The sequence below is a fragment of the Kitasatospora sp. NPDC051914 genome, from assembly GCF_040680995.1.
Classification (GTDB): Bacteria; Actinomycetota; Actinomycetes; order Streptomycetales; family Streptomycetaceae; genus Kitasatospora.
In genome coordinates this window covers 21,929-36,285 of sequence record NZ_JBFAXX010000033.1, presented here as the reverse complement: position 1 = coordinate 36,285, position 14,357 = coordinate 21,929, and the positions used below count along the sequence as shown (strand labels likewise).

The following is a 14,357-nucleotide window of genomic DNA, read 5'->3' as shown; positions in this document are numbered from 1 at the left end:
ATAGAACGGGTGTTGGAGTGGTTTGGGTGGCTGGGAGTGGGGTGTGCCAGGGGTGCCTGTTCAGGTGATTCGAGTCCTTGATCGATTGATGGATCGCCAGTTCCTGACTGACGGTGCGTATGGTGACGGGGTGGACACCGAGGGTTGCTCCTCCTGTGTGGTGCTGCGGTCGGAGAATGCCGGGCAGGCCGAGTTGATCGCCGTGCTGACGCGGCGGGTGGAGGCGCTGGAGCTCCGGCTCCGGCTCCGGCTCAACCGGGAGGGCATCGCAGTGGCCTGGTGCACCGTGGAGCGCCTGACGCGCGAGCCGGGCCTGTCCGGCGCGGTCCGCGGCAGGAAGCACCGCACGACGGTGCCGGATCCGGCCGCCGCCCTGCCGACCTGGTGAACCGCAGGTTCGACCGGCCGGCGCCGAACCGGCTGTGGGTCACCGACTTCACGTACGTGACACACCCTGTCCGACACCGCCTACGTGGCGTTCGTCATCGACGTCCACGCGCGCCGGATCATCGGCTGGTCGGCGGCCGGCCACATGCGCACCGGTCTGGTCCTGGACGCCCTGGGGATGGCGGTGGCCGCCCGGTTCCGCGCCGGCGCCACCGACCTCACCGGCCTGGTCCACCGGTTGAGTCCGGTCAGTACCTTGCCATTCGGTACACCGACCATCAACAGGGGGCCGGGATCGCACCGTCCGTCGGCACGGTCGGCGACGCGCTGGACAACGCCCTCGCCGAGAGCACCATCGGCCTGTTACAAGACCGTGGTCATCAAGCCGAACGGGCCGTGGCAGTCCCTGACCGACGTCGAGATCGCCACCCTGACCTGGGTCGACTGGTACAACAACCACCGTCTGCACACCGCCTGCGACGACCTCACCCCCGCCGAGGCCGAACAGTCCCACCACGATCACCACCGCGACCCCGTCCGGGCCGCTCATCCAACAAACCGAGTCCCCGGACACACCGGGGCGGTTCAGTGCCGCCCGGGAGGTTCTTTCCTGCCGACTGGAGGGTGCGCAGTGAGAACTTCGCCCACGAGACCAGGTGGCCCGGAATGGGGAAGACGCTCATGTCGAGGCCGATCTCCGCAAGGATGATCTGTGCGGTGATGGCGCCGATGCCCGGGATCTCGTCCAGCCGCTCCACTGGAGTAAGTGCGCCACCGACCGGAGCCGGCCTCTCGGAGTCACCGTCCGCTTGCGGCCCTGACAGCTCTGTCAAGGACGTCTCGATGTGCCGTGTCAGGTCCTCGATCCGGCTCTGGACGTGGTCGATTGCCGCAAGCAGGGAGCCCAGCACGTAGGCGTGGTGTTCGTCGAACCGGCCGTTCAAGGCCGTCACCAGCGCTCCGTTGGATGCTCCCCCACCCCGCCCCACCTGACCGGCCATCACATCACCGTCAAGAATCACCTGAACAGAGACCACGCGGGAACATGCATTCGCCGTGGGGCATTTGGTACGTTTTAGTCCGTGTTGAGGCTGATGAAGGTGACGGCGAGACTCACCACCGGATGGTCAGGCATCGCCCGGGCAGGCACGGATCGACGTGGAAACGGCAGCAGGAGACCGGCCGCCGCCTCGATGATGCACCACCCGGCCCGGACGGTCACGACAGGGCGTAGCCGCCGCGGACTGTGTCGCCTGTCGTCTGCGGTTCATGCTGCGGTTCTTGCCGTCGTGTGGACGCTGATCTCGGTGGTGGCGGGTCCGTTGCAGGTGGCCCGGGCCGTGGGCGAGTGCACGGCGAGTCTGTGCGTCCTGAGTGCGAGCGCCGCGAACGCCCTGTACGTCCACCCCGGCAGCCTGCAGGTCACCGGCAGCATCCTGGTCAACTCGACGAACAGTCAGGCCGCACTGGTCAGCGGCACCACCACGGTCACCGCGATCGGGGGCACCATCGGCGGCCCGGCCGCGCCGGCCGGCTTCGCCACCTCGGGCGGCGGCTCGTACAACCCGGCGCCGACCAACCAGAGCGCCGGCACCGACCCGTACGCCGCCCTGGCCCAGTGCCCGGCCGCCGCGGCCTGCCCCACCACCCCGGCCACCCCGTACCCCAGCGTCAACCACATCGTCTCCGGCACCCAGACGATCAACCCCGGCGTCTACACCAACATCACGAACCTGGCCGGCACCCTCGCGCTCAACCCCGGCACCTACGTCGTCACCGGTGGCATGACCGTCTCCGGCGGGAAGCTGACCGGCACCGGCGTGACGATCTACCTCGCCTGCCCGACCTACCCCACCGCGTGCGCGGCGTCCACCAGCGGCGCGTTCCTCACCGACCAGACCGGAGGCAAGACCACCCTCAGCGCACCGACCACCGGGGCCTTCACCGGCTTCTCCGTCATCGCCGACCGCAACAACACCGCGGCGGTCACGGTCTCGGGAAACGGCTCGTGGCTCACCGGCGGCGGCACGGTCTACACCGCCGCGGGGAAGCTGACGGCCGCCTCCGGAGGCAAGGCCAGCTTCACCCGGGCGGTCGTTGGCACCGTCGAGACCAGTGGCAGCAACGCCACCCAGCTCAGCATCATCCCCACCACCGGCACACTGTCGATCACCGTGCCCACCACCAAAGCCCTGGGTAGCGCCGCACCCTCCGGCACCGTCAGTGCGGCCCTCGGCACGGTGACCGTCACGGACCAGCGAGGACTGGCCACCAGCACGTGGACGGCGACGGTGACCGCCACGAACTTCACCACCGGCGGTGCCACGACCGCCGAGACGGTCACCGCCTCGAATGTCTCCTACTGGTCCGGAGCCGCGACCAACTCCACCGGCACCGTGACAGTGTCGCCCGGCCAGGCCGACGCCCCGGCCGCACAGGCGCTCAGCAGTGCGAGGACCGCCTTCAGCTCCACCGGCAACGGAAACAGTTCCGCGGCCTGGAACCCCACGGTGGTGGTCACGCTCCCCGCCGCCGCGGTGGTCGGCACCTACACCGGTACCGTCACCCACTCCGTCGCCTGACTCCGAGGATGTAGACGGCGCCGCCCGGAGTCTGACTCTTCGCCCGGCCGACGCTCCGGCTGCCCTTGCACGAATCGTCGGCGGTCCGGGCCGTGCCGCTGCACAGGCGCCCGGTCAGAGGTCCCGTCACAGTCTTGTCCTGCAGCCCGACCGGCACGCGCGCCATCCCTCGCACGTCGCACGGAAGGACAGTGGCACCGGCACGGCAGACGAGATGGTGGTGGTCCGGGACCTGGACCCCCACGCCGACTTCCACCGGCCGCCGTGATCGCCTCCATCGGCCGGCACTTGGCCACCGCGTCGTTCCCCACCACCCCTGACGGTTACCGTCGCCTGCCGAAGTGGCTGCGCTCGCACGATGGCATCCCGAAGATTCGCGACGGCGTCGTGGAAGCCGTCCGGGCCCTGTGCGTGGTCCGCCGCTCGGCCGTCAAGGCCCGCCCCCGGACGATCAACCAGATCCGCACACTCGTCGTCACCGCCCCCGGAGAGGTCCGCGAGAACTGTGTGGTCTGCCCGCGAGTGAGCTGATCAGGACCCAGGCCCGGCCCCGACCCGGACACCGCCCGCCCCCGCCTGCGCGGTCCGCACCGCACTGCGGCGCTCGCTCGCCGTTGTCAGTACCCCACCGATGAGATCGCCACCGCGGACGCCGAGCTCAGCCACTCGTCGCGCATGCCGTTCCCGACCGGTCGCACTGCCCGGGGTCGGCACCACCTGCATGCGGCTGGCCGAGCTCGCCGAGCGCGGCATGGTCCGCGCCTCGTTCGTGCCGCCGAAGCCGGTGCGCCGGCTGCGGGACCTCACACGCACCCGTATCGCGTTCACGCAGGACCGCACCCGCCACAAGCACCGCGTCGAGAAGGCCCTCGAAGACGCCGGATCAAGCTCTCCAGCGTGGTCTCCGACCTCTTCGACGTCTCCGGCCGGGCCGTGCGCGACGCCCCGGCCGCCGGCGAACGCAACCCGCGCGCGCTCGCGGAGCCGGCCAGAGGCAGCCCGGTCACCGAGCGCCAACCACTCGTCGAGGCACTGACCGGTCAGTTCGAGGACCATCACAGCCGTCCCCTGCGGATCCTGCTGGACACCGTCGACCACATCACCGGCAGATCTCCGAACTCGACCGGCACATCACCGCGCTTCTCGGCGGGTTGGCCGACCCGGCCGCCGCTGCCGAGCACGACGGCGCGTCAACCACCGCCGCCGGACGCCCCGGGCCCGAGCTGGTCGAGCGCCTCGACGCCGTCCCCGGAGCCGGAGCGGCCGCCGCGCAGATCATCCTCGCCGAGATCGGCCTGGACATGAACCGCTTCCCCAGCCCGGAGCACCCGGTCTCCCGGGCCAAGCTCTGCCCCCGGACCATTCAAGTCCGACACGAAGAACACCACCGGCCCAGCCGGCCGGGGCAATCCCCGGCGCAAGGGCGCCCTGGGCGAAGCAGCCAACGCCGCGACCCCGCACCGACACCTTCCTCGGCGCACGCCACCGCCGGATCGTCAAACGCCGGGGACCACGCCGAGGCACTGGTCGCTGTCGCCCGCTCGATCCCCGTCATAGCCTGGCACCCGATCAACGACCCCGCCGCCCGCTACCAGGACCTCGGCGCGGACCGGCACCAGCGCCGCCTGAACAGCGCCCGCAAGTCCTGCGACCCCGTACGCCGGCCCCAGGCTCTCGGCCACCAGGTCACCCTCGCGCCCACTGCCTGACCGAACCCGCTCACGCGTTCGTCCGTCCCGCTCCGCGAAACGGACGCTGCCGCCTGCCCAGCAGAGGTTCGATTTTCCGTTCAGCATCGCCGCACTCCCCCGGTCGACGAACGCGCGGGCAGGCGCGGGCAGGCCTTCAGCCCGCCCGCCTGCGGCGCACCATCCCGTAGCCGCAGGCGACCAGGAGCACGACGACCGCCGCACCCACGGTGATGCCCGGCATCACCGAAGCGGCGTCCACCACGTCGGGTCTGACCGACGCACCGGTCTGGGAGCCGCTGGGGAAGGTGAGGGTGGCCGTGACGGTGCGTTGGACCAGGCCGCTGACCAGTGTGAGGCGGACCTTCCAGGGGCCGTTGGGAAGCTGCCTGTCCAGGGGGACGGTGACGGGCTCCCTCTCGCCGACGCCGAGCGTGGTGCCGAGGTTCGCCGTGAAGGGACCGGCTCTGAGCGATCCCGGCCCGTCGGTCATCGTCAGGGACCCGGTCAGGTCGAGGGCGCGCTTGCCGGTGTTGCGGACCTTGGCCACCACCTTCGGGGTCCCGTCGGGCGCGCGCGCGGGAGTGAGCTCCTCGATCTGGAAGTCGGACGGCGGCTCCCCACCGGGACCGACGTCGAGGTAGATCCTCACTCCCACGCGGTTGACCAGGCGGACGTTCGCCGTCGGGCCCGTGTTGCCCGCGACCTGCGCCCAGACGACCGCGTACCGCTCGCCGACGGACGCCTTCGGCGGCACCCGGACGCTGACCCGGACCACGGCCGTGCCGTGCGCCGGAACGTCGCGCACGACGGCGGCGGACGGCTGGACGGCCCCTTCCGCCTTCGACGGGCCGCAGTCCGTCGCTTCACCGGACACGTCCTCGTCCGAGGTGCAGTCGTCCACCGAGACCCAGGTCGTGAGCTCGTTCGGGGTTCGGTCGGCTCCGACGGTGAAGATGCCGCCGTCGACCGCGGCGGAGCCGGCGTAGAGGTCGACGCGCCGGTCGACGTCGGAATCGTTCGTCACCTGCAGCCGACGGTGGATGACGCTGCCGGGCGCGAGGTGGTCCACGATGTACATGCGAGCGCGCGGGTCGTCCTCACGATCCCGCGGCGCGTCGAGCAGCTTCACGCCGATGCTGCTCTCGGCGGTGGAAGGCGGCGGCGCCTGGGCGGTGGAAGGCGGCGTCCGGCCAAGGCCGACGGCCGCGGCGGTGTTCGCGCCACAGGCCAACGCGAGCGCCGCCGCGACCGCGCACAACAGACGCGCCGAGCTATGCGACCGAATGTGTCACCGTCCCGGTGTAAATGCCGTTCACTGCGCCGGCGGGAATCGTGATCGCAAGCGTGGGATTCCACGTCGCGGAGTTGTTGCCGGTGCCTCCGGAGAGGCTGTAGGCGGTGCGGGTGGTGTCGAGCGTCTGGGCCTGACCCGACGTCGCCTGACCGGGCGTGAAGGTACCCGTACCGGTGGTGGCGCTCGCGGTTCCCGACCAGTAGGAGACCGCGCTGGCCGGGACCGTCTCCGCGGCCGTGCCACCACCCGTCGTGAAGCTGCCGGAGACCACGGACGCGGTCCAGCTGGCCGCGAGCAGAGCCCGCGCGTCGGTGACCGTGACACTGCCCAGCTGTCCGCCGACGGAGCCTCCGGGCGCCGCGCTGCCCAGACCCACCGGGACGGCAGGAACGGAAATCGACAACGAACCACCCGAGACCGAGAACGTGACCGGGGTGTCGGCGGCGCTGGCCACCCCGGCGGCGGCGACGGCCATCGCCACCCCGGCAGCCACGGAATATCGGATACGCATGGACTCTCCTTCCTCATTCAGGACCGGAACGGCAGAAGTCAGGTTCCGCTCCAATGGCGACTCGTATGATTATCCGCACACGCACCATGATCAAACGCCGGTCCTCCACCTGGCCGAACGCGAGCAACAGGGTGACGACTCCGACCGGGCCCGAACGCGAGAGGCGAACGCACCGTCGACGGGCGAGTGGGACTTTCAAAATACAGTCACACAAGAAGATGCCGCACCGGACGCCACGGGAAAGAGTCCGATATATCTTTCCCATCGCTGTTTCTGACGATGACTCAGTGGGGATTGTACGTGTGCGGCACGATCGCGAAAGCGATACCGCCGCGAACCGCGTGTCGCCGTCCTCTGGCAGCTGCGCCATCCCACCTTCGAGTCCGACGCCGGCGAGGCGGGTCATGCCGACGCTCCGGCTCCCGCCGTGTCCTTGGAAAGGTCCCCCATGTCCCACCACCCCGGCCGCCTTCGGCGGCTCTGTCGTACGCTCGCCGTCCTGGCCTTGACGGCCGCGGTCGGCGCCCCCGGCACCGTCGCCCTCGCCGACTCCCCGCACCGCCCCGGATCCCTGCGCCCGTGGGTCAAGTCCTGCGTCCGGCACCGGGGGCCCGAGGGGCTCGTGAACTGTCTCCGGAAACACGGCCGGCCGGGGGCACCGCAGGCCCTGCGGACCCCCACCATCGACGAATTCGAGACCACCACCGCCGACTCCGCCCCGATCGGCATCACCGCCGGGCCGGACGACGCCCTGTGGTTCACCGAGAACTCCGCGAACGCGGTGGGTCGCGTCACCACCTCCGGCACGTTCACCGAATACTCCGTACCCACCACCGGCTCGGGGCCGGCCGGCATCACCGCGGGTCCCGACGGCGCCCTGTGGTTCACCGAAGCGAGCGCCGACAAGATCGGCCGGATCACCACCGGCGGCACCATCACCGAGTACACCCTCCCCACCTCCGGCGCCTACCCGTGGGGCATCACCGTCGGCCCCGACGGCGCCCTGTGGTTCACCGAGCCCGGCGCCGACAACATCGGCCGGATCACCACCGGCGGCACCATCACCGAGTACGCCCTCCCCACCTCCGGCGCCTACCCGCTGAGCATCACCGCCGGATCCGACGGCGACCTGTGGTTCACCGAGGTCCTCTCCGGCAGCATCGGACAGATCACCACCGGCGGCACGGTCACCGAACACACCATCCCCGCGCAGGACTCCCTGCCCATCGGCATCACCGCAGGACCCGACGACGCCCTGTGGTTCACCGACGCCGGAGCCGCCCAGATCGGACAGGTCACCACCGGCGGCACGTTCACCGGCTACGACCTCACCGACCCCGTCTTCCCCTTCCCCTGGGGCATCACCGCCGGCCCCGACGGCGCCCTGTGGTTCACCGAAACCTACGGCAACGACATCGGCCAGATCACCACCACCGGAACGATCTCCGAAGTGTCCATCCCCACCTCCGACGCCAGCCCCCTGGAAATCACCACCGGATCCGACGACAACCTCTGGTACACCGAGAACGCCGTCAGCCAAATCGGACGCGTGACCCCCTGATCCCTTTCAGAGCGACTACCGACCGGGCGACAGCCGGGCGGTCGTAGACCGGGAAGAACGGACAGGGCTCCCAGGCAGTTGAGTGAGGTATCTGACGCCTCAACTCTTTGCCTGGGAGCCCTGGTGGTTACTGAGGTGTCAACGGCCGGTTCGATCTGGTTCTGGCGCGAGTTCCGTGAAGTGCGGATCTTGGCAGGGTCAGGATCAGGTGAGTGCGGGGTTGCCGCAGTACTTTTTGTATTTGCGGCCGGAGTCGCACCAGCAGGGGCCGTTGCGGGGTGGTGGCCAGGCGGTGGCCTGGCCGAGGTCGTCGAGGTCTGCGGCGTAGTCCTGGTGGGTGTTGGTGTGCTCGGGGAGGCGGCCTGGCAGCGGGGGGCGTGGTCTTCGAGGCCGGTCATGGTGCCGCGGACGATGCCCAGGCTGGCTGCGCCTTCTCGGGAGAGCCGGTGGAGGTCCTGTTCGACTCGGCGGATGTGCTCGGGGTGGTCGGTTCCGTAGGTGTCGGCCATGGCGGGCCACCGCTGGAGGAGGAGGGTGAACTCCTTCTCGGGCCAGAACAGGGTGCAGGTGGTGTGGGGGTCGGGAGAGGGCCGCGCGTCGGGCGGCGTTCTCGGCGGCGAGTTTTTCGATGTCGGCGCGCAGGGTGTCCGGGTCGCGGGTGTCTTGTGAGGCGGGGCTCGGCTCGGCGGGAGCGGGGGCTGGGCGGCGCTTTCGGGATATGGCCCAACCCTACTGGCCAGGCTGCTGCTTCCGGGCCGGCATCGCACGACACCGGTGGTGCTCAGCCGGCCAGCAGGATCCGCTTGCGCAGGAGGTCGGGCTTGACCCGGCGCACTGGTCTCGGCCGCGTCCGCCCACGCGCCGAGCTCACTCGCACCCCGCCGGTTGACCAGCATCTGGGCGAAGTCGGTGACGAGGCGGCCAGCCGCGTCCAGGTCGGGGCAGCGGCCGCGGAGCTCCTTGAGCATGGTGCGGTCGGCCTCGGCCAGGGCGGCGGGGTGAGTCATCAGAGCCCTGGTCACTTCGCGGGCCTTCGGGACGGCGGGCTTGGCGACCGGCGCGGTGCTCTCCCACAGCCGCAGGAGGAAGCGGCGGACCGTAAGGCCCGGCCGTGCGCGGGGGAAAGGCGCGGTCGAACCACAGCAGGCTTTCCGCGCTGACCCGGGACACGGCCAGCGAGGCGTCCTCGCGGTCCTGCCACCAGCGCCGGTCGTCGACCGCGGGCCTGCCGGAGCAGGACTTCGCGCTGCCGGGCTGCAGATGCGTGCAGCAACTCCGGGGAGACGAGCAGGCGGGCCACGTGGGCGGCTTCCTGGTCGAGGCCGGGAGCGTGGACGTGGGCCTGGTCGGCGGACGGGCTGTCGAACGCGACATGACTGGTCATCGGATCTTCCACGCGACGGGGACGGTGGCCCCGAGTGAGGCCGTCTCACGTGCTGGCGTATCCCGCGGGTTCCGGAGGCGGGTTCAGTGCTGCCTGGTGGTGGTGTCGGTGCAGTGGATGCCGTGTTTCTTGGCGGTGTGGTGGACGTAGGCGGTGTGGCTGTCAGACGGTGAGTCCGCGGACGGCGGTGCCGTCGTCGGCGTGCAGGTGCAGGCGGTGTCCGCCGTGCGGGGTGGTGCCGTACCGGCCGACCAGGCCGCGTCCGAGGCAGACCTCACAGGCCCGGTAGTCGCCGGGCGCGACGGGCGGCGCGGGGACTTCGACGACGACCTCCCGCACGACCTCGCGGACAGGTGATCCCTCTCCGCTTCCGGGCGTCCTCGGCGCGCCGGCCGCCGTCCAGTGGGCGGCCGGCCACTTGCACGCCGCCCCCATCACTCACGCCGACACCCTTGAACACGGCCGACCGAACGACGCCCGGCTCGGCGGCGAGGAGCAGGCCGCGCTGCGTCGTGCTCACGACTGGACCGCGACGATCACCGGCCGGACCTTCGCTTTCGGCGTTGGCGGTGCGCTGTCCTGGGTGCTCGGCCACACCAGCGACCAGCCCTGACGGCCGACGCGACCGCCAAGCAGGAGCCGGCCGGGTCCTCCGGGAATGCCACTCGACCGGATGCCTCTGGAACTCGCCGCTGATCATGGTCCAGCGTCTTGCCCGTCTACTCCCCGAAAGGATCAGGGGCTCTCGTTCTCGCTGTCAGAGTGGCTCAATCAACCTGTAGAGAACAACGAGCGGTCGAGCGTCATCGTGGTGCGGTTTCCGACGTCATCTTGCTGACGTTCTTGCTGGTTGGCAAGGTGCGGCTCCCACCTCGCCCGAGTCGGACGCGGGAAGCGAACGTCTCGTCGACAGTGAGTCGAATATGCGAGATGAAGTCATGTGGGAGGCGCCGCGGCGAGTCTCGTAGGCGCCGTCCGAGTCTTCCTCTTCCAGCATTGTTTTTGACGCCGACCCGGTGGGAATTGTTCGTGGGCAGCGCGACCGCGAAGCGATATCGGCCTGAGCCGCGTGTCGCGGTATCAGGGCAGCTGTGTCGTCTCCATCACCAGTGAGCCCGGCGCCGGCGAGGCGTGTCATGCCGGCGTCCGGCTCTGGCCGTGTCCTTCGGAAGGTGTCTCATGTCCCACCGTCCCGGCCGCCTTCGGCGGCTCTGTCGCGCGTTCACCGTCCTGGCCTTGACGGCCGCGGTCGGAGCGCCCGGCACCGTCGCCTTCGGCGACTCCCCGCACCGCCCCGGATCCCTGCGCCCGTGGGTGAATTCCTGCGTCCGGCACCAGGGACCGGAGGGGCTGGTGAACTGCCTCGGTAAGCGCGCCCGGCAGGAGGCGGCATCCCGACCGGGCCCGTCGCAGACGCGCCTGACGTCGACCATCGACGAACTGGCGACGCCCACCGCCGGTTCGTCCCCGGTCGGCATCACCGCGGGGCCGGACGACGCCCTGTGGTTCACCGAGAACGCCGCGAACGCGGTGGGCCGCGTCACCACGGCCGGCACGTTCACCGAGTACTCGGTGCCCACCAGCGGGTCCGGGCCGGCCGGGATCACCGCGGGGCCGGACGGCGCCTTGTGGTTCACCGAGTCGAACGCCGACAAGATCGGCCGGATCACCACCGGCGGCACGGTCACCGAATACGCCCTCCCGACCTTCGGCGCCTACCCGTGGGGCATCACCACAGGGCCGGACGGTGCCCTGTGGTTCGCGGAGTCGGGTGCCGGCAAGATCGGCCGGATCACCACCGGCGGTTCGATCACCGAGTACACGCTCCCCACCCTCGCCGCCTTCCCGTTGAGCATCACCACCGGGCCGGACGGCGCCCTGTGGTTCACCGAGGTACTGTCCGGAAGCATCGGGACGATCACCACCGGCGGTTCGGTCACCGAGTACGCGGTTCCCTCGTCGGGTTCGCTGCCCATCGGCATCACCTCGGGGCCGGACGGCAACCTGTGGTTCACCGACGCCGGAGCATCGCAGATCGGACAGGTCACCACGGCGGGTGTGTTCACCGCCTACAACCTGACGGATCCACTCTTCTTCCCGTTCCCGTGGGGCATCACCACCGGGCCGGACGGTGCCCTGTGGTTCACCGAGAACGTCGGCAACGACATCGGCCGGATCACGACGTCAGGGACGATCTCCGAGCTGTCGGTCCCGACCTTCGGCGCCAGCCCGTCGGAGATCGCCACCGGATCCGACGGCAACCTCTGGTTCACCGAGAACACCGCGAGCCAGATCGGAAAGGTGACCCCCTGACGAGGCGGAAAAGGTAGCCCCTGGCGGGGCGGAGGTGAACCGTCGGCTCCCGACACGTCCTACTCCGGCCCCACCCCCTACCTGAACCCGCATGCCACCGCTAGGCTCGGTGTCCCCGTGCCGGTCGGCCCCGCCGACAAGGCGCCGTACCGACCGGGACCTACCAGACCACCTAGGGGCAATACCGCTGATTCAGTACTGCAACGGTGCTTACTGTGATGAGGCATCAGCTTTCTGGCTGGTGCCTCGTCGCTTGTAGTGGCTAGTTCGGGCCTGGTGCTGGCGTCGGCGGCGCCAGCGGGACCGGTGCAGGACGTGGGCGGTGGTTCGAGGAACAGGCCGGGCGCCTCGACGTGCTCGTCAACAACGCCGCCATCACAGGCGGCACGCCCCAGGAGCCCACCCGCGTCGACCCCGCCACCATCCGCACGGTCGTGGAGACCGACGTCATCGGCGTCATCCGCGTCATCCGCGTCACCAACGCGATGATGCCGCTGCTGCGCCGCTCTGCCTCACCGCGGATCGTGAACATGTCCAGCAGTGTCGGCTCCCTCACCCGGCAGTCGGGGACCGCTGGTGAGCTGACCACAGGCCCAGTGGCCGCGGCGTACTCGCCGTCGAAGACGTTCCTGAATGCCGTCACCCTCCAGTACGCCCGGGAGCTGAGCGGCACGAACATCCTGATCAACGCCGGCTGCCCCGGCTACGTCGCCACCGACCTCAACGGCTTCCGGGGTGTGCGCACCCCCGAACAGGGCGCGGCCATCGCCGTCAAACTCGCGACCCTGCCCGACGACGGCCCGACGGGCCAGTTCTTCGAGGACGCCGGCGTAGTGCCCTGGTGAAGTGCACGGCGATCCTCACCCGCGCAGCCACCAGGGTGAGGCCGCTTCGCCCGCGCGTCTCGAACAGGTTCATCGACTGCTTCGGCCGCCCCGGCCGACGCTCCGGTGCTTGGGGCAACGCTCCGCACCGCTACTGGTTCCAACATGGATGGCAATTCACCGCAGGTTGCAAGCAGCGTGACCATTTGGTTCCGACCATCGTGACCCGGGGATCCGCATCGCAAGGTCACCACACCCCCATGGTTCCACCTACCGCGTCCCGTCCCATGCCTTCGTCAGTCAGGTCGCAGCTAGGAACGGCAGGTGGAGCCGCGTGAGATCGACGTCTTCATCCGCTGCCGGGTCCCCGGTGACCACTGGGCGGCAGCCCTTCCGCTCGGAGCTGACCTCCTCGGAAACGAGCCGATGTTCACGCTCGTTGCCGACTGCGGCCGGACGAAGCCGGCCACCCCGGAATCAACTGGGCGACCTACCCAGATCATGAAAGGATGCCTGTTCGGGACAGGGGAGGCGGGCGGCACGCTCGAACTGGATACCTCGATCGACGTCGACGTCGACGACGCGGTGCGCGAGTTCTTCCTCCGTGATTCCGACAGGGCGACGAGTGGGGACGAGTGTCGGTCGGGTGCATCTACCTGACTGTCAGGTTCTCCCCCGCATGGCACCAGAACTTCGCGTCACTGCAGTTCACAGCCGCTACCTCGAGCATGAGCCGGATGTTCGTGCAGTCCGCGAGCGTCAGGAAGGTGTTCACCGACCTCACCGCCACCACCGGTGGTGTGTGCTGCCTACTCGACACCGAGACCGACGTCTTCGACATCTGCTGGCTCAACGGCGAGACGTTCAGTGGCGAGACTGTTCCTGGCGCCCGTTTCTCGCGCTTCCACGATCTCGTCGCCGCCTGGCGCGAGCCGGTGGAAGACTCCGCTGGTCGGACCGGCGACGACGGCACCAAGCCCGTGCCCGCACCAGCCACTACCGACGACAGGCCGCGCATCGAAAGTGGATCTTCAGCTGTGGATGATCTCGGTTCATGCGGCGGGAGATCTCACGGATGAGCAGTGGGCGGTGCTGGAGAAAGTCCGTGCGCTACGAGGCCACCGTCCTCGTAGCCGCCGTCAACGAGTGGTCGTGACGTACTGGTCCCACGACAACTCGAACACCCGCACCCGCCGACCGCAGGTGGGATTGACGGTCTCGCGGACCGGGTGCATCCCCAGTTTGGTCATGATCCGTTCGGAGGCGTCGTTGCCCACTTGAGCGATGCTGACGATCCTCTCCAGCCCTCGCTCTTCGAACCCGAACCGTACAGCGGCCGCAGCGGCCTCGGTGGCCAAGCCCTGCCCCCAGTGGGAACGTCCCAGCCGCCAGCCGACCTCGACCGCCGGCAGTGCCTCCGGCAAGAAGTGGGGCACCGAAAGGCCGGTGAACCCGGCCAGCTCGCCAGTGGACCGGATCTCCACGGCGAACAGGCCGAAACCCCGTGACTCCCACTCGCTCTCCCACGCCTGGATCCCGCCGCGAGTCTGCTGTTCGTCACGGACGCTGCCGTCACGGATCCACCGCATGACCTCGGGGTCGGCATTGACGGCAGCCATGGGCGCAACGTCTTCCTCACGCCAGCGACGCAGGATCAAACGGGGAGTCTCAAGCGTGACCATCCGATCATTCTGGATGACAAACGGGCTCTCCATCATCCCGGCCGGGCACTTTCAATACACGCCCTCGCGTTCTGACCGGAAAGGTTCGCCGCAGTGCTCGCTGCCCCTGGGCACTTGGTGAAGCCTGC

The 14,357-nt window shown here is 69.6% G+C and carries 15 protein-coding genes and 2 pseudogenes; 12 read left to right on the top strand and 5 right to left on the bottom strand.

Annotated elements, in window-relative coordinates:
* The first annotated feature begins 88 nt into the window (after nucleotides 1-88).
* Both AB0M03_RS22070 and AB0M03_RS22065 read left to right on the top strand, forming a co-directional pair.
* Nucleotides 89-388, top strand: a complete 300-nt coding sequence (locus tag AB0M03_RS22070) for a hypothetical protein (RefSeq protein ID WP_363493392.1) — start codon at nucleotides 89-91, stop codon at nucleotides 386-388.
* A 144-nt stretch (nucleotides 389-532) separates the two neighbouring features.
* Nucleotides 533-835 (top strand): annotated as a pseudogene (locus AB0M03_RS22065) (hypothetical protein); the annotation flags it as partial.
* Nucleotides 836-872: 37 nt separating this feature from the next.
* Here the strand turns inward: AB0M03_RS22065 and AB0M03_RS22060 are convergent.
* On the bottom strand, nucleotides 873-1,340 hold the full coding sequence (locus AB0M03_RS22060; RefSeq protein ID WP_363493390.1) for a transposase: 468 nt from the start codon (nucleotides 1,338-1,340) through the stop codon (nucleotides 873-875).
* 336 nt (nucleotides 1,341-1,676) lie between these two features.
* Between AB0M03_RS22060 and AB0M03_RS22055 the strand changes: the two genes are divergently transcribed.
* From AB0M03_RS22055 to AB0M03_RS22045, 3 genes are all read left to right on the top strand, one after another.
* The gene (locus AB0M03_RS22055) at nucleotides 1,677-2,969 is read left to right on the top strand and encodes a hypothetical protein (RefSeq protein ID WP_363493388.1); all 1,293 of its coding nucleotides are present in this window, start codon (nucleotides 1,677-1,679) and stop codon (nucleotides 2,967-2,969) included.
* A gap of 264 nt (nucleotides 2,970-3,233) precedes the next feature.
* Nucleotides 3,234-3,500: a hypothetical protein gene (locus AB0M03_RS22050; protein ID WP_363493386.1), complete on the top strand. Its 267-nt coding sequence runs from the start codon at nucleotides 3,234-3,236 to the stop codon at nucleotides 3,498-3,500.
* A 620-nt stretch (nucleotides 3,501-4,120) separates the two neighbouring features.
* Nucleotides 4,121-4,678 (top strand): transposase, encoded by a 558-nt coding sequence (locus AB0M03_RS22045; protein WP_363493384.1) that lies wholly within the window; start codon nucleotides 4,121-4,123, stop codon nucleotides 4,676-4,678.
* A gap of 136 nt (nucleotides 4,679-4,814) precedes the next feature.
* Here the strand turns inward: AB0M03_RS22045 and AB0M03_RS22040 are convergent, their stop codons facing one another.
* Nucleotides 4,815-5,789, bottom strand: a complete 975-nt coding sequence (locus AB0M03_RS22040) for a peptidase (RefSeq protein ID WP_363493382.1) — start codon at nucleotides 5,787-5,789, stop codon at nucleotides 4,815-4,817.
* Between the two features lie 142 nt (nucleotides 5,790-5,931).
* Complete coding sequence (locus AB0M03_RS22035) at nucleotides 5,932-6,465, bottom strand: hypothetical protein (protein ID WP_363493380.1); 534 nt, start codon at nucleotides 6,463-6,465, stop codon at nucleotides 5,932-5,934.
* Between the two features lie 448 nt (nucleotides 6,466-6,913).
* Between AB0M03_RS22035 and AB0M03_RS22030 the strand changes: the two genes are divergently transcribed.
* Nucleotides 6,914-8,026 carry a virginiamycin B lyase gene (locus AB0M03_RS22030; RefSeq protein WP_363493378.1) on the top strand — a complete coding sequence of 371 codons (1,113 nt, stop codon included), beginning with the start codon at nucleotides 6,914-6,916 and terminating at the stop codon, nucleotides 8,024-8,026.
* 507 nt (nucleotides 8,027-8,533) lie between these two features.
* A complete protein-coding gene (locus AB0M03_RS22025; RefSeq protein WP_363493376.1) occupies nucleotides 8,534-8,695 on the top strand; it encodes a hypothetical protein in 162 nt (53 codons plus the stop codon).
* A gap of 877 nt (nucleotides 8,696-9,572) precedes the next feature.
* Here the strand turns inward: AB0M03_RS22025 and AB0M03_RS22020 are convergent.
* Complete coding sequence (locus tag AB0M03_RS22020) at nucleotides 9,573-9,749, bottom strand: hypothetical protein (protein ID WP_363493374.1); 177 nt, start codon at nucleotides 9,747-9,749, stop codon at nucleotides 9,573-9,575.
* Nucleotides 9,750-9,828: 79 nt separating this feature from the next.
* Between AB0M03_RS22020 and AB0M03_RS22015 the strand changes: the two genes are divergently transcribed.
* The 5 genes and pseudogenes from AB0M03_RS22015 to AB0M03_RS21995 all read left to right on the top strand — a co-directional run bounded on the left by AB0M03_RS22015 (nucleotide 9,829) and on the right by AB0M03_RS21995 (nucleotide 13,626).
* A complete protein-coding gene (locus AB0M03_RS22015) occupies nucleotides 9,829-10,023 on the top strand; it encodes a hypothetical protein (protein ID WP_363493372.1) in 195 nt (64 codons plus the stop codon).
* Nucleotides 10,024-10,589: 566 nt separating this feature from the next.
* Nucleotides 10,590-11,723 carry a virginiamycin B lyase gene (locus tag AB0M03_RS22010; RefSeq protein WP_363493370.1) on the top strand — a complete coding sequence of 378 codons (1,134 nt, stop codon included), beginning with the start codon at nucleotides 10,590-10,592 and terminating at the stop codon, nucleotides 11,721-11,723.
* A gap of 329 nt (nucleotides 11,724-12,052) precedes the next feature.
* A pseudogene (locus AB0M03_RS22005) lies at nucleotides 12,053-12,568 on the top strand (SDR family NAD(P)-dependent oxidoreductase); the annotation flags it as partial.
* A gap of 303 nt (nucleotides 12,569-12,871) precedes the next feature.
* Nucleotides 12,872-13,207 (top strand): hypothetical protein, encoded by a 336-nt coding sequence (locus tag AB0M03_RS22000; protein WP_363493368.1) that lies wholly within the window; start codon nucleotides 12,872-12,874, stop codon nucleotides 13,205-13,207.
* A gap of 77 nt (nucleotides 13,208-13,284) precedes the next feature.
* The gene (locus tag AB0M03_RS21995) at nucleotides 13,285-13,626 is read left to right on the top strand and encodes a hypothetical protein (protein ID WP_363493366.1); all 342 of its coding nucleotides are present in this window, start codon (nucleotides 13,285-13,287) and stop codon (nucleotides 13,624-13,626) included.
* Nucleotides 13,627-13,686: 60 nt separating this feature from the next.
* On the opposite strand, the gene AB0M03_RS21990 is transcribed toward AB0M03_RS21995, so the two are convergent.
* The gene (locus AB0M03_RS21990; RefSeq protein ID WP_363493364.1) at nucleotides 13,687-14,229 is read right to left on the bottom strand and encodes a GNAT family N-acetyltransferase; all 543 of its coding nucleotides are present in this window, start codon (nucleotides 14,227-14,229) and stop codon (nucleotides 13,687-13,689) included.
* Nucleotides 14,230-14,357: the final 128 nt, after the last annotated feature.

Excerpts from the sequence above, each read along its gene's own strand:
- AB0M03_RS22010 (WP_363493370.1), top strand. The coding sequence starts at position 10,590 with ATGTCCCACCGTCCCGGCCGCCTTCGGCGGCTCTGTCGCGCGTTCACC.
- AB0M03_RS22030 (WP_363493378.1), top strand. The coding sequence starts at position 6,914 with ATGTCCCACCACCCCGGCCGCCTTCGGCGGCTCTGTCGTACGCTCGCC.
- AB0M03_RS21995 (WP_363493366.1), top strand. The coding sequence starts at position 13,285 with ATGTTCGTGCAGTCCGCGAGCGTCAGGAAGGTGTTCACCGACCTCACC.
- AB0M03_RS21990 (WP_363493364.1), bottom strand. The coding sequence starts at position 14,229 with ATGGTCACGCTTGAGACTCCCCGTTTGATCCTGCGTCGCTGGCGTGAG.
- AB0M03_RS22035 (WP_363493380.1), bottom strand. The coding sequence starts at position 6,465 with ATGCGTATCCGATATTCCGTGGCTGCCGGGGTGGCGATGGCCGTCGCC.
- AB0M03_RS22070 (WP_363493392.1), top strand. The coding sequence starts at position 89 with ATGGATCGCCAGTTCCTGACTGACGGTGCGTATGGTGACGGGGTGGAC.
- AB0M03_RS22025 (WP_363493376.1), top strand. The coding sequence starts at position 8,534 with ATGGCGGGCCACCGCTGGAGGAGGAGGGTGAACTCCTTCTCGGGCCAG.